Annotated in this window: 18 protein-coding genes and 1 riboswitch; of the genes, 13 read left to right on the top strand and 5 right to left on the bottom strand. The window is 36.0% G+C overall.

The genetic code is table 11. The annotated features are described in order from the left end of the window. Positions 1 to 4: 4 nt before the first annotated feature. On the bottom strand, positions 5 to 913 hold the full coding sequence (locus DF185_RS17550) for a S66 peptidase family protein (protein WP_110362068.1): 909 nt from the start codon (positions 911 to 913) through the stop codon (positions 5 to 7). Between the two features lie 194 nt (positions 914 to 1107). Between DF185_RS17550 and metG the strand changes: the two genes are divergently transcribed. After that, positions 1108 to 3138, top strand: coding sequence for a methionine--tRNA ligase (gene metG / locus DF185_RS17545; protein ID WP_110362067.1), 2031 nt, complete (start codon positions 1108 to 1110; stop codon positions 3136 to 3138). Positions 3139 to 3207: 69 nt separating this feature from the next. Here metG and DF185_RS17540 read toward each other — a convergent pair whose 3' ends face one another. Then, entirely contained in the window at positions 3208 to 4155 is a 948-nt protein-coding gene (locus DF185_RS17540) for an HU domain-containing protein (RefSeq protein WP_110362066.1), read from the bottom strand. A gap of 174 nt (positions 4156 to 4329) precedes the next feature. Between DF185_RS17540 and galE the strand changes: the two genes are divergently transcribed. Both galE and rfbB read left to right on the top strand, forming a co-directional pair. Further along, positions 4330 to 5364, top strand: a complete 1035-nt coding sequence (gene galE / locus DF185_RS17535; RefSeq protein ID WP_110362065.1) for a UDP-glucose 4-epimerase GalE — start codon at positions 4330 to 4332, stop codon at positions 5362 to 5364. A 23-nt stretch (positions 5365 to 5387) separates the two neighbouring features. Next, positions 5388 to 6443, top strand: coding sequence for a dTDP-glucose 4,6-dehydratase (gene rfbB / locus DF185_RS17530; RefSeq protein WP_110362064.1), 1056 nt, complete (start codon positions 5388 to 5390; stop codon positions 6441 to 6443). A 55-nt stretch (positions 6444 to 6498) separates the two neighbouring features. On the opposite strand, the gene glmS is transcribed toward rfbB, so the two are convergent. Together glmS and DF185_RS17520 are read right to left on the bottom strand one after the other, a co-directional pair. Beyond that, on the bottom strand, positions 6499 to 8334 hold the full coding sequence (gene glmS, locus DF185_RS17525; RefSeq protein ID WP_110362063.1) for a glutamine--fructose-6-phosphate transaminase (isomerizing): 1836 nt from the start codon (positions 8332 to 8334) through the stop codon (positions 6499 to 6501). Positions 8335 to 8582: 248 nt separating this feature from the next. Continuing rightward, the gene (locus tag DF185_RS17520) at positions 8583 to 9392 is read right to left on the bottom strand and encodes a glycogen/starch synthase (protein WP_110362062.1); all 810 of its coding nucleotides are present in this window, start codon (positions 9390 to 9392) and stop codon (positions 8583 to 8585) included. A gap of 192 nt (positions 9393 to 9584) precedes the next feature. Between DF185_RS17520 and panC the strand changes: the two genes are divergently transcribed. The 5 genes from panC (at position 9585) to DF185_RS17495 (ending at position 13510) form a co-directional block, all read left to right on the top strand. After that, entirely contained in the window at positions 9585 to 10424 is an 840-nt protein-coding gene (gene panC / locus DF185_RS17515) for a pantoate--beta-alanine ligase (protein ID WP_110362061.1), read from the top strand. A gap of 18 nt (positions 10425 to 10442) precedes the next feature. After that, the gene (gene panD, locus DF185_RS17510; RefSeq protein ID WP_110362060.1) at positions 10443 to 10793 is read left to right on the top strand and encodes an aspartate 1-decarboxylase; all 351 of its coding nucleotides are present in this window, start codon (positions 10443 to 10445) and stop codon (positions 10791 to 10793) included. A 134-nt stretch (positions 10794 to 10927) separates the two neighbouring features. Beyond that, entirely contained in the window at positions 10928 to 11425 is a 498-nt protein-coding gene (gene rfaE2 / locus DF185_RS17505; protein WP_110362059.1) for a D-glycero-beta-D-manno-heptose 1-phosphate adenylyltransferase, read from the top strand. A gap of 92 nt (positions 11426 to 11517) precedes the next feature. Further along, entirely contained in the window at positions 11518 to 12894 is a 1377-nt protein-coding gene (gene radA, locus DF185_RS17500; RefSeq protein WP_110362058.1) for a DNA repair protein RadA, read from the top strand. Between the two features lie 220 nt (positions 12895 to 13114). Then, a complete protein-coding gene (locus tag DF185_RS17495; RefSeq protein ID WP_110362057.1) occupies positions 13115 to 13510 on the top strand; it encodes an HU family DNA-binding protein in 396 nt (131 codons plus the stop codon). Positions 13511 to 13708: 198 nt separating this feature from the next. Then, a riboswitch (cobalamin riboswitch) is annotated at positions 13709 to 13910 on the bottom strand. Positions 13911 to 13954: 44 nt separating this feature from the next. On the opposite strand, the gene DF185_RS17490 is transcribed toward DF185_RS17495, so the two are convergent. Next, positions 13955 to 16366: a transglycosylase domain-containing protein gene (locus DF185_RS17490; RefSeq protein ID WP_207784689.1), complete on the bottom strand. Its 2412-nt coding sequence runs from the start codon at positions 16364 to 16366 to the stop codon at positions 13955 to 13957. A gap of 203 nt (positions 16367 to 16569) precedes the next feature. On the opposite strand from DF185_RS17490, the gene topA reads away from it, so the two are divergent. From topA to porM, 5 genes are all read left to right on the top strand, one after another. Then, positions 16570 to 18993: a type I DNA topoisomerase gene (gene topA / locus DF185_RS17485; RefSeq protein WP_110362301.1), complete on the top strand. Its 2424-nt coding sequence runs from the start codon at positions 16570 to 16572 to the stop codon at positions 18991 to 18993. 376 nt (positions 18994 to 19369) lie between these two features. Next, entirely contained in the window at positions 19370 to 20302 is a 933-nt protein-coding gene (locus DF185_RS17480; protein WP_110362056.1) for a PorP/SprF family type IX secretion system membrane protein, read from the top strand. A 45-nt stretch (positions 20303 to 20347) separates the two neighbouring features. Continuing rightward, positions 20348 to 21682: a T9SS ring complex lipoprotein PorK/GldK gene (porK, locus tag DF185_RS17475; RefSeq protein ID WP_110362055.1), complete on the top strand. Its 1335-nt coding sequence runs from the start codon at positions 20348 to 20350 to the stop codon at positions 21680 to 21682. Between the two features lie 46 nt (positions 21683 to 21728). Continuing rightward, positions 21729 to 22682 carry a type IX secretion system motor protein PorL/GldL gene (porL, locus tag DF185_RS17470; protein ID WP_110362054.1) on the top strand — a complete coding sequence of 318 codons (954 nt, stop codon included), beginning with the start codon at positions 21729 to 21731 and terminating at the stop codon, positions 22680 to 22682. Positions 22683 to 22706: 24 nt separating this feature from the next. Further along, the gene (gene porM, locus DF185_RS17465) at positions 22707 to 24257 is read left to right on the top strand and encodes a type IX secretion system motor protein PorM/GldM (RefSeq protein ID WP_110362053.1); all 1551 of its coding nucleotides are present in this window, start codon (positions 22707 to 22709) and stop codon (positions 24255 to 24257) included. Positions 24258 to 24269: the final 12 nt, after the last annotated feature.

Below are 24269 nucleotides of genomic sequence, written 5' to 3'. Positions count from 1 at the left end.
TGAATTATCGTTTGTACCAATTAAAACTTACCTCTTTCTCGTCCACCGCTATTTTTACATATCTTCCCAAAGGCAATGTCCAGTTATTATTAATATGCCCAGCTGGAAAATCATAAACAACCGGGTAAGTATAGCTTTCCACAGCTTCATTAATAATTTCATAAGCAGATGTTCCAAATTTAGGATCTCCTTCTTTCATACCACTAAAACCACCAACCACTAGAGCCTGAAGCTCCGACAGTTTTCCTCCCATTCTTAAGTTATGCATCATTCTGTCTAAATGATACAATTCTTCACCCACATCTTCTATGAACAAAATTTTACCATGAGTTTCAAAATCCATATTAGTACCACGTAAACTATATAAAATGGACAAATTTCCTCCAATCAAATCCCCCTCAGCAACACCTAAACGATTCAATTCATGAGGTTTAATTTTATAATCCTCAAAATCTCCCATCAACGCACTAAATAATGTTTCAACCGATTTTCCAGTTTCATCATCTATAAAATTAATAGGCATTACTGAATGTAAACTCTCAACATCCAATATACTATTCAAATAGCTATGAAATACAGTTATATCGCTATATCCAATAATCCATTTGGGTTTGCGAAGAAATAAGTCAAAATCTACATGCTCTAATATTCGCACGCAGCCATATCCACCTCTTGCACAAAGTATTGCTTTTATCTCCGGATCATCCAACATTTGTTGAAAATCCTTCAATCTATTTAAATCTCTACCTGCAAATTGGTGATACTCATCAAACACATGTTTGCCCAAAACTACCTTTAAGCCCAAACGTTCAAGCATTGTAACTGCAATTCCCACTTTCTCTGGTTCTATCTTTCCTGCTGGTGAAATAATCCCAATTTTATCTCCTTTTTCTAAAGCAGTAGGCTGATACATATTTATTTAGTTTTTATTGTAAACTGTGTTCAAATTAAGAATAAATTACAAAGCAAGAACAATATTTTTGATAATTCTATCTTATCTTTGCCAACGATTTGCTAAATAAGGTGCTAATCAACTAAAAAAGTAACCAAAATAATAGTTGGAACAGATTTTTATAACTCTTGTTCCATGTGTAAAAAATATCTCAAATGAAGAAATTTAACAGAACTCTTGTAACTACAGCTCTTCCATATGCCAATGGTCCTGTTCATATTGGACACCTGGCAGGTGTATATGTTCCAGCCGATATCTATGTAAGATACCTAAGGATGAAAGGCGAGGATGTTCTTTTAATTGGAGGTTCCGATGAGCATGGTGTACCTATTACTATTAAGGCTCAAAAAGAAGGTATTACTCCTCAAGATGTTGTTGATAAGTATCACAATATCATTAAAGATTCATTCGAGAAATTTGGTATTTCTTTCGATGTTTACTCTAGAACAAGTAACAAAGTTCATCATGAAACGGCATCAGAATTTTTTAAAACTTTACATGAAAAAGGTGAGTTTATTGAAAAAACCAGCGAGCAATATTACGATGCTGAAGCAAATCAATTTCTTGCTGACCGTTACATAACCGGAACTTGTCCTCATTGTAAAAGTGAAGGTGCATATGGAGATCAGTGTGAAAGCTGTGGTACTTCATTAAATGCAACTGATCTTATCGATCCAAGATCATCAATCACTGGAAATAAGCCAGAATTAAAAGAAACCAAGCACTGGTATTTACCACTTGACAAATATGAACCATACCTAAAACAATGGATTCTTGAAGAACACAAAGAATGGAAACCAAATGTGTATGGTCAGTGTAAATCATGGTTGGACAATGGACTTCACCCACGTGCAGTAACACGTGATTTAAACTGGGGAGTTCCAGTTCCTGTAGATGGAGGTGAAGGAAAAGTATTGTACGTTTGGTTCGATGCTCCTATTGGATACATTTCAGCAACCAAAGAACATACTCCTGACTGGGAAAAATATTGGAAAGCTGAAGATTCTAAAATGGTTCATTTCATTGGAAAAGACAATATTGTTTTCCACTGTATCATTTTCCCATCAATGCTTAAAGCTGAAGGGTCATACATTCTACCTGAAAATGTTCCTTCAAACGAATTCTTGAATTTAGAGGGAGATAAAATCTCTACTTCAAGAAACTGGGCAGTTTGGTTGCACGAGTATTTAGAAGAGTTCCCTGAAAAGCAAGATGTATTGCGTTATGTACTTACAGCTAATGCTCCTGAAACCAAGGATAATGACTTCACATGGAAAGATTACCAAGCAAGAAACAACAATGAACTGGTTGCAATTCTTGGAAACTTCGTGAACCGCGCATTGGTATTAACACATAAATATTTCGATGGAAAAGTTCCTGCTGCTGGAGAATTAAATGATTTCGATAAAGAAACATTAGCTGAAATTCCAACAATCAAAGCACAAGTAGAGAAAAATCTGGAAACTTACCATTTCCGTGAGGCTTTAAAAGAAGCAATGAATTTAGCTCGTTTAGGAAATAAATATCTTGCAGACACAGAGCCTTGGAAAGTAATTAAAACAGATGAAGAAAGAGTTAAGACGATCATGAACATTTGTCTTCAGATCTCTACCAACCTTTCTACTTTAATGGAGCCATTCTTGCCATTCACTGTTAACAAATTGAGAGAGTTCTTAAACATTGAACCTCTGGCTTGGGAGAACATTGGCGAAAATGTAATTGAAGTTGGTCACCAAATTAACAAAGCTTCATTGTTGTTCGAAAAAATCGAAGATGCCACTATTCAAGCTCAAGTTGATAAATTATTAGCTACAAAAGCTGCAAACGAAGCTGCTAATAAACCAGTTACTCCTGCAAAAGAAAACATCAATTTCGATGATTTCATGAAAATGGATGTTAGAGTTGGTACCATCACTGAAGCTGAGAAAGTTGCAAAGACTAAGAAACTATTGAAATTAACTGTTGATACAGGTATTGATCAACGAACAGTAGTTTCTGGTATTGCCGAACATTATAAGCCAGAAGAAATTATTGGCAAACAAGTAAGTATCTTGGTAAACCTTGAGCCTAAAAAATTAAAAGGAATCGAATCGCAAGGTATGATTCTAATGGCTGAAGATGCTGATGGAAAACTATCTTTTGTTTCTCCTGATCAAGCTGTGAAACCAGGTTCTGAAATTAGATAAGAAATAAAATACAAACAGAAAAGCGCTTCCCAAAAGGAAGCGCTTTTTTTATATCGATAAGTTTTATTCTTATTTTTTCAAAACCCAATACGATGATTTTGGATTGGCTGCAATGGCCCTTTTCTTAAATTGGTCTACCGCTTTTCTATTACTGAATTGATTGATTGCAACAGAAAACAAATTCTTATTTTTAATGATCACTGCAGGATAAGATTTCGAAATTAACTCTTCTTGCAAAATCTTAGCATTTTCAACAGTTGTAAAACTTCCAGCAATCAAATAAAACTTCCCTTTATTCGTTTTAGAAATCTTGACAGGGACTTTCTTTTTTTCAATTTTCGGGTCGAACTTCACCAACTCTTCTGGAGGGGAAATTTGTGGTTTTAATTGAACATGATTCTCTGTTAAAGAATTTTTATCTCCCGAAAATCCCATCGAGGCTGAATCTAAAACAGAATTACGTTCAGAATTCAAAGGCAATAATGCCACAGCTAACAATACTGCAGCCGCTGCAGAAGCATACCAAACTCTCTTTGTAGTAAAAAATCCTTTAACCTGATGATCCACAATTGAAGGAATTCTTTCTTCAACACGCTTATGCAATTTTGGAAGTTCAAATTGTTCCAACCCCAAACTATCAACCAAATAATTCAAGTTTGCCACAGGTTCGAATTGCAAATTGTGCTTCTTGTCCTTCCAAAATGAACCGATACCATCAATCACAACTTTTTCTCCACGCTGAATTTTAACTCGAATGTCTTCTACAAAAAACATCACAGCTTTCTCAGCTTCGGCATAACTTAAATTCTCCAAGTCTGCCAAATGATTTATCAAAAGACCATCGTTTTGTGTTAGATTGCGATTGAATCCTAAATCTTTCGATGGAGGAAAAACCATTTGTTGATTTTCATCAATCCTGGCAGAACGATAATTCGCTACAAACCCACCAAAACCAGGCAAAATCACACAATCGTGCACAAACAATAAGTCTTGTATGTATTTTGATATCTCATGCATAATAGACAAATATAATTAAAAATAAATGTCACTCAAATTGATTATTTGCGTATAAGAACCAATCGATTAAAAATCAACATATTCCATATTTAATTTTTAATTAATTAAATTACTCAATCCTTTCACTAAAAAGGACTTAATTTTACTTATTAAACAGATAGACGAATTGTTATTATGAAAAAACAAATTTTAGTTGCTGGTGGTGCGGGATATATTGGATCTCACACTGCGGTTGAATTACAAAACAGCGGATTCGAAGTTATTGTTGCTGATAATTTATCAAACTCAAAAATCGAAGTTCTCGATGGTATTGAAGCCATAACAGGAATTCGACCGATCTTCGAAAAAATAGATCTTAGTAAGGAAGACGAAACTGCTGAGTTTTTCAAAAAGTATCCAAACTTATCTGCAATTATACATTTTGCAGCCAATAAAGCGGTTGGCGAATCGGTTGCAAAACCATTAATGTATTATCGCAACAACTTAAATTCGTTGATGAATATTTTAGAGGCCATGAAGGAACACAATATTCCAAACTTGGTTTTCTCGTCATCTTGTACGATTTATGGTCAACCTGATAAACTTCCTGTAACAGAATCAACTCCACGAAAAGAAGCTGAATCTCCTTACGGAAATACCAAATCAATTAGTGAGGATATCATTCGCGATACGGTTAAAGCTCATCCAAACCTTAAAGGAATTGCTCTAAGATATTTTAATCCAATTGGTGCTCACCCTAGTTCTAAAATTGGTGAATTACCATTGGGAGTTCCAAACAATTTAATTCCTTTCCTTACACAAACCGTAGCTGGTATACGTCCGGAACTTAGTGTATTTGGAAATGATTATAACACTCCTGATGGTTCTTGCATTAGAGATTACATCAATGTAGTTGATTTGGCGAAAGCTCATGTTATTGCAATTGAACGTTTGCTACAAGATAAAAACGATTCGAACTACGAATATTTTAATGTTGGTACCGGAGAAGGTGTTTCCGTTCTTGAAATTATTGAAGGGTTTGAAAGAGCTACAGGAGAAAAAGTACCACACAAAATTGTTGAAAGAAGGCCTGGAGATGTAGAGCAAATTTATGCCGATACTTCCTTCGCGAATAAAACATTAGGTTGGAAATCGGAAAGTACACTTGATGATACATTACTTTCTGCATGGAATTGGCAAGTTAGTATCTTGGCACAAGAAGAAAAATAAACCATATACTTAAACTTATATTCATGAAAAAGAAAATATTAATCACAGGTGGAGCTGGTTTTATTGGTTCTCATGTTATTCGGTTATTTGTAAACAAATATCCTGAATACCAAATTGTAAATCTTGATACTTTAACCTATGCCGGTAATCTAGAAAATCTTAAGGATATTGATTCTAAACCAAATTACACTTTTGTAAAAGGTGATATTACCAATTTGGAGTTTGTAACTGAATTGTTCAAAGATTTTCAGTTCGATGGAGTTTTGCATTTGGCTGCAGAATCTCATGTTGATCGTTCCATTTCTGACCCTTTGGCATTTATAACTACCAACATTGTTGGAACAGTTAACCTTCTGAATGCTGCAAAAGAAATTTGGAAAGATAACATGGAGGATAAGAGATTCTACCATATCTCAACCGATGAAGTTTATGGTTCTTTAGGTGAAATTGGTAAATTTTTGGAAACTACTCCATACGATCCAAGAAGTCCATACTCTGCCTCAAAAGCCAGCTCAGATCATTTGGTGAGAGCATATTTCCACACATACAACATGCCTGTAGTTCTATCAAATTGTTCGAATAACTATGGGTCAAATCAATTTCCTGAAAAGTTAATTCCATTGGTAATCAACAATATTAAAAACTCTAAACCTCTTCCTATTTACGGTAAAGGCGAAAATGTTAGAGACTGGTTATTCGTAGAAGATCATGCCTTAGCAATTGACATGATTTATCACAAAGGCAAAACCGGAGAAACCTACAATATTGGTGGAAACAACGAGTGGACAAATATTGATTTGGTAAGAAAGCTTTGCGATATCATGGACAAGAAATTAAATCAGGAAATCGGAACTTCACAGAAGCTAATTACATTCGTAAAAGATCGTGCTGGTCATGATTTACGCTATGCAATTGATGCCACCAAAATTAAAAATGAATTGGGCTGGGAACCTAGCATTCAATTCGAAGAAGGTTTTGAGCAAACTATCGATTGGTATCTTGAAAATACAAACTGGTTGGAAAACATCCTTTCCGGAGATTACGAAAAGTACTACGAACAGCAGTACGAAAAAAGATAAAAAATAAAGAGCGATGTCAATTGACATCGCTCTTTTTATATCTGATACTTTCAATTTATTCTACTGTAACCGATTTTGCAAGGTTTCTTGGTTGATCAACATTACATCCGCGTAATACAGCAATGTAATAAGAAATCAACTGGAAAGGAACTACAGTCAATAAAGGAGCTAATGCTTCTAAAGTTTCCGGAATTTCAATCACATAGTCTGCCATATCAGCAATTACAGTATCTCCTTCGGTAACAATAGCAATAACATGACCTTTACGAGCTTTCACTTCCTGAATATTACTTACAATCTTTTCGTAAGATTTATCCTTGGTAGCTGCTACAAACACTGGCATGTGCTCATCAATTAAAGCAATTGGTCCATGTTTCATTTCAGCTGCAGGGTAACCCTCAGCATGGATGTACGAAATCTCTTTCAATTTCAAAGCTCCTTCCAATGCTACTGGGAACAAGAAGCCACGACCCAAATAAAGTGCATTTGTAGATTCAATATATCTCTTCGATAATTCTTTAATATCCTGATCCTTCTCTAAAATCTTAGCTATTTTCTCTGGAAGATGTGCAAATTCATCAATTAGCTTGTGATATTCTTCTTTTGGCAATGTTCCTTTTCTGTAACCTACCAACATAGCCATCATGGTAAGCACTGTAACCTGAGCTGTAAATGCTTTGGTAGAAGCAACTCCAATTTCAGGACCAGCATGAGTATAAACACCCGCATCAGTTTCTCTTGGAATACTTGAACCAACAACATTACAAATTCCCAAAACGGTTGCACCTGCTTGTTTTGCCAACTTAATTGCTGCCAATGTATCTGCAGTTTCACCACTCTGGCTAATTGCCAAAACAATATCATCTTCAAAAATTACAGGATTTCTGTAACGGAACTCCGAAGCATATTCTACTTCAACAGGGATTCTGGCAAATTCTTCGAACAAATATTCACCAACCATACCAGCATGCCAAGAAGTACCACAACCAATAATTAAAATTCGTCGTGCATTTACTAATTTTGGAATTACATCGTTAATCCCACCAAGGAAAACTTCTTTATTTTGAGGTGAAACTCTACCACGAATGGTGTCATGAATCGAACTGGTTTGTTCAAAAATTTCCTTAAGCATGAAATGCTCATATCCACCTTTTTCAATCTGTTCGATATCCAAATCCAACTGCTGAACGTGAGGTGTTAATTTATCGTTCTGTAAAGTTTTTAATACCAACTCATCACGATTAATGATTGCAACATCATCGTCATTAAGATAGATTACACTTTGAGTGTACTCAATAATTGGGGTTGCATCTGAAGCAAGGAAATACTCACCGTTTCCAACACCAACAACAAGTGGACTACCTTTTCTTGCTGCAATTAATTGATTTGGTTCATCTTCACAAATAACAACCAATCCATATGCACCAATTACCTTAGTAAGTGCCAAACGTACAGCTATTTCTGCAGTAACTTCACCTTTTAGGTAGATATATTCAATAAGGTTTGCCAATACCTCAGTGTCTGTTTCACTTTGGAATGTATAACCTCTTTTTACTAGTTTTTCCTTTAAGAAGGCGTAGTTTTCGATAATACCATTGTGAATAATTACAAATTTATTATTCATTGAACGGTGAGGGTGAGCATTTTCATTATTTGGTTCTCCGTGAGTCGCCCAACGAGTATGCCCTATACCTATGGAACCTGAAATGTCGTGTCCCTTTACATGATTTTCTAAATCATTAACCTTACCCTTGCACTTAAATACTTGAGTTTGGTTTGTTCGAAGTGCAATACCTGCAGAATCATATCCGCGATATTCTAATCTTTTTAAGCCATTGACCAATATAGGATAAGCATCCTTATCGCCAATGTAACCAACTATTCCACACATAAATACATAAATTTCAATCTCGGTACCACTCAAGATTGGTTTATAAATCTAAATTGAAAATCACACTATAAGCTTAATTTTATGAAAGTTAGCCTCAAACCTACAGTTTCATTTCAATTATCAATAAATTTCTCCTAAAAATATAATAAGTTAGCTTACTCACCAAACTTAACCGCAATTTATATCGATAAAAAAAGTGCATAAAAACCAAAGTTTAAATGCACTTTCAAATATATTTTAGATTCCTACTATTCAGCCACTAACTCATCGTAAAATTCTGAGTAAGCAGTAACGTATTCTTCTTTGTTCTTATAAGGCATAAATGGCTTTCCTGAAGCTTCAGCATAAGCCTTAATTTCCTCATTAATATTTTCACTACCCATGATAATCGCATCAGATTGATCGATTGCCAATTTGTGAAGAGCTACATAATTCGCATCTTCCAATACTTTTACGTCATCTTCTTCTACTCCTTCAATAATCGCTTTTGCTTTGAAATCAGAGCTAAATGGTGTTGGGAATTCATCATCGTAAATAGAGAAAACCACTTTTGTATCCGTAAATAATGGATCTTCATTAAATGCTTTCTTTAAATACAATGGAGTCAATCCAGTAAACCATCCTTGACAGTGAACTACATCTGGAGCCCAACGTAATTTTTTAACAGTTTCTAAAACTCCACGAGCAAAGAAAATCGCTCTTTCATCATTATCTGCAAATCCATCACCGTTTTCGTCCGTCAAAATTTGCTTTCTGTGGAAGTAATCTTCGTTATCAATGAAATATACCTGCATTCTTGCAGCCTGAATAGAAGCAACCTTAATGATCAACGGATGATCCGTATCATCAATAATCAAATTCATACCAGACAAGCGGATTACCTCATGTAACTGATTTCTTCTTTCATTAATGCAACCGTAACGTGGCATGAAAGTTCTAATTTCTTTTCCTTTTTCTTGGATTCCTTGTGGAAGATATCTTCCAATTTCAGACATTTCAGTTTCAGGAAGGTAAGGGGTAATTTCTTGTGAAACAAACAATACTTTTGTCTTTTCCATATAGTCGCTAAATATTAATACAGATTATCTGCGCAAAATTAATAAAAATATTTAACAAACCTGATCTTTATTAAGGGTTAAAGCACCTACAAAACAATTATATGCACTTATTATTTCTCAAGTATTAATTATTTATTTTATTTGCAGTCTTAACCAAAAACCGAAATGGTTTTGTAAGATTTTTAAAACGGGATGGAAATAGTAAAACTTGTTGCTGAAACAAAAGCAAAAATCAGCAAGTTTATAGAGGAAGGAAAAAGTATAGGATTCGTACCAACCATGGGGGCTTTACACGACGGCCATTTGTCACTTACAGCCGAATCAGTAAAAGAGAATGATATTACAGTTGTAAGTATTTTTGTGAATCCAACGCAGTTTAATAATCCTAACGATTTAAAAACTTACCCAAGATGCATTGAGGAAGATCTTGAAAAACTTTCCAGATACAATCCGGATTTGATTTTTATTCCTGAAGTTGAGGAAATGTATCCTGAGCCAGATACTCGTGTATTTGATTTTGGGCACCTTGATAATGTAATGGAAGGTAAAAATCGTCCAGGACATTTTAATGGAGTTGCCCAGGTTGTAAGTAAACTTTTCGACATTGTTACACCGCACAATGCCTATTTTGGTCAAAAAGATTTTCAACAAGTAGCTGTTATTAAGCAGATGGTGAAAGATCTTAAGTTAAACGTTAATGTCGTTCCATGCCCTATTATCAGGGAAGAAGATGGTTTGGCAATGAGTTCCAGAAATTTACTACTAACAGAAGAACAACGAAAAAATGCTTCTAAAATATCTGAAACTTTATTTAAAGCTTGTAACTTAGCAGCCGATTTAAGTGTAAACGAATTGAGAGATTGGGTAGTTGATGAAATCAATAAAAACCCATATCTTTCGGTCGAATATTTTGAAATCGTTGATGATACATACTTGCAGCCGATCAACAGCTGGGAAGAAAACAATGTAAAAGTTGGATGTATCACCGTTCAGGTAGGAAAAATTCGATTGATTGATAATATAACTTTTTAAATATTAGTTAAAATTAAAATGTACATTGAAGTTTGTAAATCGAAGATTCACAAGGCATCGGTAACTGGTGCAGATCTTCAGTATGTTGGTAGCGTAACCATTGATGAAGATTTAATGGATGCAGCAAACCTAATTGAAAATGAGAAGGTTCAGATTGTGAATATTAACAATGGTGAACGCTTAGAGACTTATGTGATTCGTGGCGAAAGAGGTTCAGGTACAATTTGCTTGAATGGGGCTGCTGCCAGAAAATGTGCTGTTGGTGATGTAATCATCATCATCTCGTATGCATCTATGGATTTTGAAGAAGCTAAAAGCTGGGAACCAAGCTTGGTGTTCCCTGACACAGCAACTAATAAATTGATCTAAATTCATTTAGAATACATGCAAAGGCTGTTCTTTCGAGATCAGCCTTTTTTTTGTGAATACATCTAAGAATCTTCATTCAATAATTCTTTTGCTACTCTCTTGCCGATAAATTACCTTTAAGCAAAATCTTAAAAATGGATAAGCTAAAATTGATCAAAGATAAGATCATCTTCCAAAAAGAAGATGCCTTTAACCTATTGCAAACCTGGCGATTTAAAGAAGAAAAGATCGTATTTTCGAACGGGTGTTTCGACATTGTTCATCGTGGTCACCTTGAATATTTAGCTTCGGCAGCTTCCATGGGAAATAAAATGATTATCGGCTTAAATACCGATTCATCAACCCAAAGGTTAAAAGGTGCTACTCGCCCAATTATCGATGAATACTCACGAGCCCTTCTGTTGGCTTCACTTGCATTTGTGGATATGGTAATTCTGTTCGAAGAAGATACTCCATACAATTTAATTAATTTCGTTCAGCCTGATATTCTGGTAAAAGGAAGCGATTACAAAGCTGAAGATATTGTGGGATATGATATCGTTAAAGCAAAAGGTGGAGAAATTAAAACCCTTGACTTTATCGAAGGATTCTCATCAACAGGAATCATCAAAAAAATACAACGAGAAGGTTAATTTAAAGCTACAAGCCATAAGTATCAAACTTCAAGTAAGGCTTTGAAACATTTATTATTCACTGCTAATTATTAATTGTTAATTGTAAAAACGTGGTTGCTAAAGCAAAAACAAAAAGTGCCTGGTTCTGCCAGAATTGTGGAGTAGAATCTGCCAAATGGGTAGGCAAATGTCCTTCATGCGGCGAATGGAACACATTTGTAGAAGAGATTGTTGTAAAATCGAAAAACGTAAATGTGGTTGGTTCAAACGGTGACTCCAAAAACAAACCTTTAAAGATTTCCGAAATTTCATCCTCGGAAGAGAAAAGGTTCAACACCCAAAATATGGAGTTGAATCGTGTTCTTGGAGGTGGATTGGTTCCGGGATCCTTAATCCTGATTGGTGGTGAACCAGGAATTGGAAAATCAACATTGGCACTTCAAATTGCTTTACATCTTAAAAACTACAAAACACTTTACGTTTCGGGAGAAGAGAGCGCACAGCAAATTAAACTGAGGGGAAATCGAATAAATGCCGATAACGACAATTGCTTAATTGTAAGCGAAACCTCGATGGAGAACATCTTCTCTCACGTTAAAAATACCAATCCTAATATTGTGGTAATCGATTCTATTCAAACTCTGGCAACAGAAAGAATCGAGGCAGGTCCGGGAAGCGTTTCTCAAATCAGGGAATGTACTTCGCAACTGCTGCAGTATGCCAAACAATCGGCAGTTCCAGTTCTTTTAATTGGTCACATTACCAAAGATGGAAGTTTGGCCGGACCAAAAATTTTGGAGCATATGGTCGATACCGTTCTTCAGTTCGAAGGCGATCAGAACCACATGTACCGAATTCTGCGAGCTACCAAAAACCGTTTTGGCTCCACATCCGAAATGGGAATTTACGAAATGCAACATACCGGTTTGAGAGAAGTTTCCAATCCTTCGGAGTTGTTGCTTTCGCAGGAAGATGAAAGCCTGAGCGGAACGGCTATTTCTGCTTCAATAGAAGGCATGCGTCCATTCCTAATCGAGATTCAGGCGTTGGTAAGTTCTGCTGCCTACGGTACGCCGCAACGTTCATCAACAGGTTTCGACTTGCGCCGCCTAAACATGCTTTTAGCAGTTTTGGAGAAACGTGCAGGTTTCCGACTTTCCACCAAAGATGTTTTCCTAAACATTGCCGGAGGGATTAAGGTGAACGACCCCGCCATCGACTTGGCAGTAATTATAGCAGTGCTTTCATCAAGCACCGATATATCTATCCCCAAGGAAGTTTGTTTTGCTGGAGAAATTGGTCTATCAGGCGAAATTCGTCCGGTTAACCGAATCGATCAACGAATTAGCGAAGCTGAGAAATTAGGTTTCAAGCAAATCTTTGTTCCAAAACACAACTTAAAAGGATTAGATATCTCCAAGTTTAAAATTAAAGTGCATTTGGTAAGCAAGGTGGGACAGGTATTCCAAACCTTATTCAGACAGTAGGAATTCATACAAACTACTCTTACAAATCCACAAGCTTAACTGTGAACTTGTAAATTCTCAAACTACGGCTTCATTTTTCAACACGTGTTATAATAACTTTTAACACGTGTTAAATTTATTTTTTACACCTGTTATAATTTCATAACTTAAGGTATCAAGTTTTTGTACATAAGCAAAGGCTCATTAAAACGAAACTACAAATTACCCTAAACCTATTGTTATGAGCGTAGAATATAAAATTGTAAAATATGCAAGTCCGGGTGTTAAAGGTGGTGGAAAATACAAGTATTATCCACGAATTACCAATCGGAAAACCGTTAAAATGAAGGAGCTATGTGAACACATTGCCTTAATGTCAACCTTTAGCGAAGGAGATGTTATGGGTGTACTACATACCTTCATAACTGAAATACCAGATTTATTAAAAGACAATTGCAGTATCGATTTGGAAGGCTTGGGTATTTTCTCACTTCATGCGTCGGGAGAAGGATGCGATACAGAAGAGGAAGTTACCGCAAGAAAAATTACAAATACCAAAATTGCCTTTCGTCCAAGTAAGAGATTAAAAGCAGAAGTGTCAGGTGCGAAGTTTATAAAGTCAAGGAATATTAAGTGATGATTATATCGACTTTTGACCATTCGTCCATTTGACTTTTATAGATTTTAAGGCAAAAAAAAGAGGATGCCTTGGCGAGACATCCTCAATAGTAAAACAGTTACTATGAATTTTTTCGAGTCGGTTTGGCTTACCGAATCTGCTAGCATCGGAATAGAAAGGATAAACTGAATCTTTTCTGCTTTTCATGCCCGAAAGCTAAAATCCATAACCCAGGCAGGTCTTCTGGCTTGTTCCGGTTTTTAACTCCTTCCCATCCCGAAGTATCGGAACAGTGGAACACTTGTTAAAAACACAGATTCACAATTGAATCGGAACTTACAGCTGCGGGGACAGCTCCTGATTTAAACAGGATTCCCTATTATTCTCCTGTCGGAGAACCTGAATCGCAGTACAATTTTAAAAAAAATTACTTGATCTTGCAACAGATTTTAAATCTGATTCTTAAAAGAAATCTTCATCATCAAAATCCTCCGTAGTGTTGTTCGAATTATCGTTGCTTACAGCTTCACAATCTAAGTTTATATTAACACCTCGAGGTTTTTCAAAATCTCCTTTTTTCATGCCTAAAGTTTTATCACCATATACTTTTTGCATGTACAATCCCCAAATTGGAAGAGCCATATTCGCTCCCTGTCCTAATCGAATTCCTTCAAAACGAATTGATCTATCTTCAGCACCAACCCAAACTCCTGAAACCAACTCTGGGGTGATTCCCATGAACCAACCATCGGAATGATTCTGTGTTGTGCCTGTTTTTCCTCCAATTGGATTATACAAATGATATTTAAATCTTAATCTTCTACCTGTTCCTTCCCTAACCACACCTTGCAACAAGTTGGCCATTAGATATGCGGTTCTTTCATTCATTACCTCGGTTTTTTGTGGAACCGACTGTGCAATTAAGTTGCCTTTGCTATCTTCAATCTTGGTAATGAAACGTGGTTTAATGTAAACTCCTTTATTGGCGAACGAACCGTAGGCACCAACCATTTCGTAAACCGAAATATCAGAAGTTCCCAAATATATAGAAGGCACAGCCTCTATTTTACTCACTACTCCCATTTTACGAGCCATAGAAACCACTGCTTCAGGGTTGGTTTGCTTCAACACCCATCCCGAAATGTTATTTACCGAATGAGCCAATCCCCATTTTAAAGTTACCATTTCACCACTATGAGCTTCTGTTGAGTTTCTGGATGTCCAAGGTGTACCATCAGGCAATATAAAAGTTTGCGGAATATTTGGCACTTTATCGCAAGGCGTTAAACCTTCCTGCATAGCCAATGTGTACAAAAATGGTTTAATGGTAGATCCAACCTGACGTTTACCAAGTGTAACCATATCATACATGAAGTGCTTGTAATTTGGACCACCAACATAAGCTCTTACCTCACCAGTTTGTGGCACCATTGACATGAAACCAGCACGTAAAAATCCTTTGTAATACAACATAGAATCCATTGGCGAAATAATGGTATCTCGCTCACCTTTCCAGGTGAATATTTTCATTTTAACAGGCTTTTTAAAATTCTCTTTGATCTGATCAAATGACAAGCCTTTCTTTTTCAGAACACGGTGCCTTTCACTTCTGCGAATCGAAAGATCCATTTGATGTTCGAAGGCTTCATCACTCAAATCATCAGAAAAAGGTGGGTTTCTATGCTTTTCCTTTTCTCTGTCGAATCCTTTCTGCAAATCTAGTCCCAAGTGTTCTTCAACTGCTTGCTCGGCATACTTCTGCATTCTGGAATCAAGAGTGGTGTATATCTTTAAACCATCCTTATATATATTGTATGGTGTGCCATCAGCTTTCTGGTTTTTATTGCACCAGCCATAGAAAGGATTGATTTCCCATTCCAAAGAATCTTGCTTGAACTTTTGCATATTCCATGAAGGATAATTTTTTCTTTCCGGCTTCTTGGCAGTAAGAGACATTCTCAAATACTCTCTAAAATATGGAGCCATTCCTCTCTTGTGATCCACTTTTTGGTAATCGATTCCCAATGGCAACTGCTTCAATGAATCAGCCACCTGATTTTCCAAATAACCATACTTTACCATTTGTGAAAGAACCGTATTACGTCGCCCTTTGGTAAGCTCCTGTCTTCTTAGTGGATTGTAATATGACGAGTTCTTTGCCATACCAACCAACATGGCAGCTTGTTCCAATTTTAATGAATCAGGAGTTGTATTAAAATATACATTTGCGGCCGATTTGATACCAACAGCAAGATTCAAGAAATCGTATTTGTTAAAATACATGGTCATGATTTCTTCTTTGGTATAGCTTCTTTCCAGCTTAACTGCAATTACCCACTCTCTAAATTTTCTGAAAACAATACTCAATTTGTTTTTAAACTCTTCGCGAGGGAAAAGCATTTTAGCCAACTGCTGAGAAATGGTACTACCACCACCTGCACTACTGTCACCAGTTAACAATCCTTTAAAAACACGTCCTAAACCTCGAAGATCAATTCCCGAGTGACTCTCGAATCGAACATCCTCTGTTGCGATTAGTGCATCAATCAAGTATGGCGACAGCTCATCATGTTCAACAAAAGACCGGTTTTGGAAATAAAACTTTCCTAATAATTCTCCATCTGCAGTATAAACTTCGGTAGCCAAACTACTTTTAGGATTCTCCAACTCTTCAAATGATGGCATAAATCCGAAAGTACCATTGGATACACCTGCAAAAAACAAAACAACACATACAAGTCCTACAATAAAGATCGACCAAAATATTAGCAATGGCTTTTTGTAAGTCTTAATTTTCGACTTGCTTACCTCTTCATTTCCAGGATTCAATTCTGCATTAGGATCTATTTCCATATTTGGATTGATTTCAGACATACTACGGTATTTTTTATGAGCTGTAAAAATAGCAAATTAAATTCTAACATATAAGACGTATTTTTCGGCATTTTATTGGATTTTTGACCTACATTATAATAAGGTAATATCAAAATAATTACAACAAAATTTTGAACTTAGGCACCTTATTGTTTTACTTTGCAAAAAATTTTAACCTAAACTTCCCAAAGAACAGATTCGAGATGGTAGAGAATTTAGTAATAGTTGAGTCCCCTGCAAAAGCAAAAACAATCGAGAAATTTTTAGGCAAAGATTTCTTGGTTAAGTCTAGTTTTGGGCATATTCGGGATTTGGAAAAAAAGGATTTTGGGATTGACATCAAAAACAATTTCACACCTAAATATATTGTATCTACTGACAAGAAAAAGGTAGTTACCGAATTAAAGAAACTTGCAAAGGAAGCAAAAACGGTTTGGATCGCATCCGATGAAGACCGCGAAGGAGAAGCTATTGCATGGCACTTGTTTGAAGTGTTGAAATTGAAAAAAGAGAACACCAAACGAATTGTTTTTCATGAAATTACAAAGCCGGCAATTCTAAAAGCAATCGAAAATCCTCGCGATATTGATGATAATCTTGTTAATGCACAGCAAGCAAGAAGAATATTAGATCGTTTGGTAGGTTTTGAGATTTCGCCAGTATTGTGGAAAAAAGTAAAACCTCAACTTTCGGCAGGTCGTGTACAGTCGGTTGCTGTTCGACTTTTGGTGGAAAGAGAAAGAGAAATTATTGCATTTAAACCTGAAGCTTACTACAAAGTAGTTGCCAACTTCTTTATAACTGAAGAAAATGGAAATCAGAAAACTTTAAAAGCTGAGTATCCAAAACGTTTCGCTACAAAAGAAGAAGTTCTTCAGTTCTTAGAAAGTTGTAAAAATGCAGAATATAAGGTTAGCGATATTGAGAAGAAACCTTCGACTCGTAAACCTGCTGCTCCTTTTACTACTTCAACCTTACAACAGGAGGCAAGTAGAAAACTAGGATTTTCAGTGGCACAAACCATGGCCGTTGCCCAGCGTTTGTACGAAGCCGGTAATATCACATATATGAGAACTGACTCTGTAAATCTTGCTGATACTGCATTGGCTGCAGCTAAAGAAGAAATTACCAAGCGTCATGGCGAAGAGTATGTGAAAATCAGAAAATATCAAACCAAAAATAAAGGTGCACAAGAGGCTCACGAGGCCATCCGTCCTACCTATTTAAATAAAGAGGTAATTAATGGGGAATCGAATGAGATTCGTTTGTACAACCTAATTTGGAAAAGAACCATTGCTTCTCAGATGAGTGATGCAAAATTGGAGAAAACCAATATTAAAATTGCTGCATCAACCAATGGCGAGGAATTTATCGCAACTGGAGAAATGATCAAATTCGATGGTTTCCTAAAAGTATACATGGAATCTACCGATGATGAAAATGGAAAACAAGAAGAAACTTTATTACCAACGGTAAAAGTTAACGATCCTGTTGTTGAAGATTTCTTGAATGCGACTCAAAACTTCACCTATCGTCCACCAAGATTTACCGAAGCTAGTTTGGTGAAGAAGTTGGAAGAACTTGGAATTGGTCGTCCATCTACTTATGCTCCAACCATTACTACCGTTCAAAACCGTGGATATGTAGTAAAAGAATCAAGAGATGGAGTTGAGAGAAAGTATGAGGTAATCAACCTGAAGGAAAATAATATTACTGAAGAAGTAAAAACTCAGATCACTGGTGCTGAGAAAAGAAAACTTTTCCCAACTGATATAGGAATGGTGGTTACCGATTTCTTGAATGAGCACTTCCCGAATGTAATGAATTACAACTTTACTGCTGATGTAGAGAAAGAATTTGATGATATTGCTTTGGGTAAGTTGATTTGGCATGAAATGATTGGAAAGTTCTACAATCCTTTCCATGAAAATGTAGAAAAGACGCTTGAACATTCAGAAAGATCAACTGGTGAAAGAATTTTAGGTGAAGATCCTAAAACAGGCAAAGTGATTTTGGTTCGTATCGGAAGATATGGTCCTATGGCACAGTTAGGAGAAACTCCAGAAGATAAAGAAGCTGAAGCTCCTAAATTCGCCAGCTTACGACCTGGACAACATTTGGAAACCATCACGCTTGAAGAAGCCATTGATTTATTTAAACTTCCTAGAGATTTAGGTTTGTACGAAGATAAAAAGGTAGTTGTGGCAATTGGTCGATTTGGTCCATATGTGCGTCACGATGGTAAATTCGCATCCCTTAAAAAGGATGTAGATGATCCTATGGAGATTAATCTTCCGAGAGCTATTGAATTAATTGAAGAAAAGAGAAAGAAGGATAGAGAAAAATTCATCAAAGCATTTGATGAAGATCCAGATCTACAAATATTAAATGGTCGTTGGGGACCCTACATTGCTTACAAGAAAGAGAATTTCCGTTTAGCAAAAGATATTGAAGATCCTAAGGCATTAAGCTTTGAGGATTGCATGAAGATCATCAAAGAGGGTCCTAAAAAGAAAACCACTAAAAAAGCAGCTACAAAGAAGACGACTGCTAAAAAAACTGTGACTAAAAAGAAAACTACAACGACGAAGAAAAAAACTACAACTGCCAAAAAGGCAAAAAAATAAATTCCTAAAAGAAATTTTTCAGGGCTGTTCCAATCAACGAACAGCCCTTTTTTATTGATCTTTGGGGAATTCCTTTCTTACAAGTCTTTCATTATATTGTTAATTCAAAAATAAAACCTTAAAAATACATTAACAAAATAATAAAATCATCGTAAATAATGGTTACGCTATTTATATGCGCTAATCAGATTTATAAATAGTTATAGATTTTATTTGTTTAATTTAATATTTTGACAGCTAAATATTTTTAAAAAGTAGACATCTGAAAATTGTTGATAAAAGCGCTTGAACCTCTGATAAAACTTGTAAGGAAGATTTATTTTTATTTACTTTACTCCTCACAGTTTTTGAAAATTACTGAACTATATAAAGTTCCATGAAAAGAATATTTTTCGTCATAATATTTATTTGTTGCTCTCTGATTTTGAGGGCACAACAGGATCCACAGTTCAGTCAAAATATGTTTAATATCCTTTCCGTAAACCCAGCATATGCTGGAGCCGAGAAGGATATTGTCGTTTCAGCAATTAATCGCCAACAGTGGGTTGGCTTCGAAAATGCACCCGTTACAACGGTTGTAAACCTAAGTGCTCCCGTGCGATTTGGAGGCAGAACTCATGGTTTAGGATTAAGTATTGTTAGAGACGAATTGGGTTTTGAAAAAAATACTGTTTTTAGACTAAGTTACTCCTATGAGAAGAAGCTTAGCACAGGTTCTTTGTACTTTGGAGCAAGTCTTGGACTACAAAACAATGCGTTAAAAGGAGAATGGTTTGTTCCCGATGGAGATGAATATTCTTCAGTTCAAGATGATTTAGGAGGAGGAACAATTGATGAAGGTAAAATGGTTTTCGATCCTGGATTGGGAATTTTTTACCAAACCGATAACTTTTATGCCGGAGTTTCCGTATTGCATGTCACGGAGCCTTCTGTTGGATATAGTGAATCGGTAGAAACCTATTTGGCAAGGCATTATTACGCAACTGCCGGATATACCTTTAAGCTTGATGAAAGCTGGGAAGTTATACCATCTGTATTTTATAAAACAGATGCTGTTGTTTCTCAAATTGATATAAACAGTTTGTTACGATACAATAAAAAGATTTGGGGAGGCGTTTCATATAGAGTTGATGATGCGATTGTTGGAATGGTAGGTGTATTATTCAATAATGGAATTCAAGTTGGATATGCATATGATATTTCAACATCGAAAATTGCAAAAGCATCTCATGAGTTTCTGTTAACGTACAGATTCAACACTAAATTGGAAAGCCGAAATCAAAAATATAAGAGTATTCGATTTTTATAAAAAATATTAAAAATCTGTGCTTTTAGCACAATTTACAAAACCACTATGAATAAACTACTTACAACACTAGGTGTAATTGTTTTATTGTTCTTATCATCGTGTGGAAGCCGCACAGGAAATGGAGAACTTGTTGGTGTCGGTCAGAGAGGAAAATGGTTTGAGCCGAAACCTTACGGTATGGTAGAAATTCCGAGAGGAAGCTTTACTATGGGGCCAAACGACCAAGACGTAGCTTGGGCACTGAACGCAACAACAAAAACTGTTTCTGTTGAATCATTTTGGATGGACGAAACAGAAATTACCAATAATGAATACCGTCAGTTCGTATACTGGGTACGCGACTCTATTGCTCGTCAGTTATTAGGACAACAATTTGAGGAGTTCCTGATTGCAGAAGATGACAATGGTAATCCTATCGACCCTCCTTTCATTAACTGGGACGAAAGATTAGATTGGAATGATGAAGAGTATGTTGAAATTCTTGAAGAAATGTATCTTCCTGAACATGAAAGATTTTTCCGCAACAAAGAGATTGATACCAGAAAACTGAAATATCAGTATGAATGGGTTGACCTTCAGCAAGCAGCTAAAAAATCGAACCGTTACAATTACGAAACGGGCGAGTACGAAGGTATGGTAGATGACTACAAAGGTGGTAGAAAACAAATTGAAGACAGATCTTCTTTTATCATGAAAGAAGCATTAAATATTTACCCAGATACTCTATGCTGGATTCAAGATTTTACTTATTCATATAATGATCCTTGGACAAAAAGATATTTCTGGCATCCAGGATATGATGATTATCCAGTAGTGGGTGTATCATGGAAACAAGCAACGGCTTTCTCTATTTGGAGAACTCGTTTCCACAATTCAGCATTAAAAGCTGAAGGAGATTATCCAGTTCAGGACTACCGCCTACCAACCGAATCGGAATGGGAGTATGCCGCACGTGGTGGAATTGCACAAAATATGTACCCTTGGGGTGGTAATTACACTAGAAATGATCAAGGTTGTTTCTTGGCAAACTTTAAACCTTTGCGTGGTAATTATGTAGACGATGGTGGTTTGGTTACTCTTCCAGTTGGAAGCTATGAACCTAACGAGTATGGTCTTTACGATATGGCAGGTAATGTTGCAGAATGGACTTCTGGAGCTTACGATGAATCAGCCTATTCTTTTACACACGATATGAATCCGAATTATGAATACAATGCACTTCCTGATGATCCTCCAGCATTGAAGAGAAAAGTGATTAGAGGTGGATCCTGGAAAGACATTGGATATTACATGCAATGCGCAACCAGAACATACGAATATCAGGATACTGCAAAGTCGTATATCGGTTTCCGCTGTGTAAGAACTCATTTAGGTAGATAATCTACTCATTAACTATTTATTTTTAGACCTATTCAATAAATCCGACATGAATATTACAGAACTGGTACAATCTCCGAGATGGAAAAAATTTATGGGCTACGTGTATGGTTGGGGGGCTTCCGTCGTACTAATTGGTGCCTTGTTTAAAATTATGCATTACCCTTATGCAGGCTTACTTTTGTCAGTAGGTATGTCTGTTGAGGCAATTATTTTCTTCTTTTCAGCATTTGAACCACCACACGAACAACCAGATTGGAGTTTGGTATATCCTGAACTAATTGGTTTGGAACCACGCGAACAAATGGTAAAAGGTGGCGGAGTTCAAGTTGAAGGCTTAGAACAGTTGCAACAATTACTTGAAAAAATTAGTGTTGAACCAGATAAATTGTCACACCTAAGCCAAGGTATAGCTAAGCTTACCAATGCTGCTGATAATTTGTCAAATCTATCAGATGCTGCTACAGCTACTGATGGATACATTCAAACCATGCAAAAAGCTTCAGAATCTGTTGGGGAATTTTCGGGTAAATATGCCGATAGCACACAACAACTTTCTGATTCTGCAAATCAACTAAGTGCTTCATACCAAAATGCAGCTTCTTCTGTTGAAAATTCAGGAAAAGAATTTGCGGATAAAGTAAACGAGTCAGGTAATAACCTATTGAATTCATATCAGAAAATCGATCAATCATTACAGAATGACTTTGGTAAAATTTCTGAAAACAGTGGCAATTTCATTACCTCTATGGAGGCGATGAATAATAATCTTTCATCACTGAATGCGATTTACGAATTGCAATTAAAGCAAGGTAATCAGCAGATGGAAAATGCCAAAAATGTACATCAGGATTTAGATAAGGTGCTTCAAACTCTTACTGCAACGTTAGAGAATGCACAAACTTATCGCAAAGAAACTGAACAATTGAATCAAAATCTATCTGCATTAAATACCATCTACGGTAACATGTTAAGTGCAATGGATCATTCTAAGAAGAACTAGTATTAACAATCAAGCTAAGCTGAAATGGGAGCAAGTAATTGTAAAGAAACGCCACGGCAACGGATGATTGGGATGATGTATTTATTTCTGACAGCAATGTTGGCGATAAATGTATCAAACGAAGTACTGGACGCTTTTACAACAATTGATAATGGTTTATCAAAAACCATATCGACTTTTGAAGAAAAAACTGCCGTTACCTACGGAGAATTCAAAACTGCTTACGAAGCAAATGAAAATAAAGTAAAAGAATCTTGGGAATACGCTCAAAATATTAGAATACAATCTGATAGTCTATTCAACTATATTCAAATGTTAAAAGAAAAAATAGTTGAGAAAGCTGATGGCCCAGAGTATGACATGAAGAATATCAAAAGTAGAGATAATATTGATATTCCTGGTGAAGTAATGATAGTGGGAAGACATGGTAAAGATTTAAGACAAGCCATTTCTAATTATCGAGAATTGGTTTTGAATCATGTTGATGAAAATGATGAAAGACTTCGTCATGCAATTCAAGAAACATTAGATACTTCAAAACCTGAGAAAAGTAAAAAAGGAGATCCAAATTATTCATGGGAATCCAAACTATTTAACCATACTCCATTGGTAGGTGCGGTTACTCTTCTATCAAAAATGCAGTCTGATATCAGGAATACAGAATCTGATATCGTAAACTATCTATTCAACCAAATTGAAGCAGAATCTTTTAGCTTTAACAAGTTGAAAGCTGAAGTATATGCCCCTTCAAGTTATATTTTAAAGGGTGAAACTTATAAAGCTCAAGTATTTTTAGCTGCTGTAGATACCACTCAGTATCCTACTGTTGTAGTTGATAGAAGAGGTGCTTTAACAGAGTATGACAATGATGGAAGAGCAACTTACACTGCTAAGGCAGATAAAGTTGGACCGGTAAAATGGGGAGGAATCCTTACATACACAACTCCTTCCGGAATTGAAAAAGAACTTGAATTTTCATCAGAGTACATTGTGGCAGAACCAAATGTAGTAGTTTCTCCAACCAAAATGAATGTATTCTATGTTGGAGTTGATAATCCAGTGAGTATTTCTGCTCCAGGGTTCTCTTCAGATAAGATTCGAGCAACAATGACCAATGGAAAACTAATTCAGAGAGGTGATGATTACATCGCAAAACCTCAGGTTGTTGGACGTGTTGCTAAAGTTAAGGTAGAAGCGAATTTCGATGGAGATTGGAGACCGTTAAGAACTGTTGATTTTAGAGTAAAACCAATTCCAGATCCTGTTGCCAAAATTGCAGACAAGAGTGGTGGTAAAATCAAGAAAAACTTGCTGATGGCTCAACAAGGTGTTGATGCTGTAATGGATAATTTTGATTTTGATCTTGAATTTAAAATTACAGGATTTACGGTATCAACCATTCAAAAAGGATTTACAGTTGACGAAGTCTCAAGAACGGATACCTTCACTCCTGAACAAATTAAAATGTTCAGAAATTTGAGAAGAAATAACAAAGTTTATATCGAAGATATTAGGGCGGTAGGTCCCGATGGTGTTACCAGAAATCTACCAGCTATTGTATTTAGAATAGAGTAATAAAATTTACAT

The organism is Marinifilum breve, assembly GCF_003202155.1.
Classification (GTDB): Bacteria; Bacteroidota; Bacteroidia; order Bacteroidales; family Marinifilaceae; genus Marinifilum; species Marinifilum breve.
This window is presented reverse-complemented; position numbering and strand designations above follow the sequence as displayed.

Bases quoted from the DNA above. Each gene is read 5' to 3' on its own strand.
- DF185_RS17540 (WP_110362066.1), bottom strand. From the start codon at position 4,155: ATGCATGAGATATCAAAATACATACAAGACTTATTGTTTGTGCACGAT.
- DF185_RS17550 (WP_110362068.1), bottom strand. From the start codon at position 913: ATGTATCAGCCTACTGCTTTAGAAAAAGGAGATAAAATTGGGATTATT.
- porL (WP_110362054.1), top strand. From the start codon at position 21,729: ATGAATATTACAGAACTGGTACAATCTCCGAGATGGAAAAAATTTATG.
- porM (WP_110362053.1), top strand. From the start codon at position 22,707: ATGGGAGCAAGTAATTGTAAAGAAACGCCACGGCAACGGATGATTGGG.
- DF185_RS17520 (WP_110362062.1), bottom strand. From the start codon at position 9,392: ATGGAAAAGACAAAAGTATTGTTTGTTTCACAAGAAATTACCCCTTAC.
- rfaE2 (WP_110362059.1), top strand. From the start codon at position 10,928: ATGGATAAGCTAAAATTGATCAAAGATAAGATCATCTTCCAAAAAGAA.
- DF185_RS17490 (WP_207784689.1), bottom strand. From the start codon at position 16,366: ATGTCTGAAATCAATCCAAATATGGAAATAGATCCTAATGCAGAATTG.
- DF185_RS17480 (WP_110362056.1), top strand. From the start codon at position 19,370: ATGAAAAGAATATTTTTCGTCATAATATTTATTTGTTGCTCTCTGATT.
- DF185_RS17495 (WP_110362057.1), top strand. From the start codon at position 13,115: ATGAGCGTAGAATATAAAATTGTAAAATATGCAAGTCCGGGTGTTAAA.
- panD (WP_110362060.1), top strand. From the start codon at position 10,443: ATGTACATTGAAGTTTGTAAATCGAAGATTCACAAGGCATCGGTAACT.
- galE (WP_110362065.1), top strand. From the start codon at position 4,330: ATGAAAAAACAAATTTTAGTTGCTGGTGGTGCGGGATATATTGGATCT.
- porK (WP_110362055.1), top strand. From the start codon at position 20,348: ATGAATAAACTACTTACAACACTAGGTGTAATTGTTTTATTGTTCTTA.
- topA (WP_110362301.1), top strand. From the start codon at position 16,570: ATGGTAGAGAATTTAGTAATAGTTGAGTCCCCTGCAAAAGCAAAAACA.
- rfbB (WP_110362064.1), top strand. From the start codon at position 5,388: ATGAAAAAGAAAATATTAATCACAGGTGGAGCTGGTTTTATTGGTTCT.
- metG (WP_110362067.1), top strand. From the start codon at position 1,108: ATGAAGAAATTTAACAGAACTCTTGTAACTACAGCTCTTCCATATGCC.
- glmS (WP_110362063.1), bottom strand. From the start codon at position 8,334: ATGTGTGGAATAGTTGGTTACATTGGCGATAAGGATGCTTATCCTATA.
- panC (WP_110362061.1), top strand. From the start codon at position 9,585: ATGGAAATAGTAAAACTTGTTGCTGAAACAAAAGCAAAAATCAGCAAG.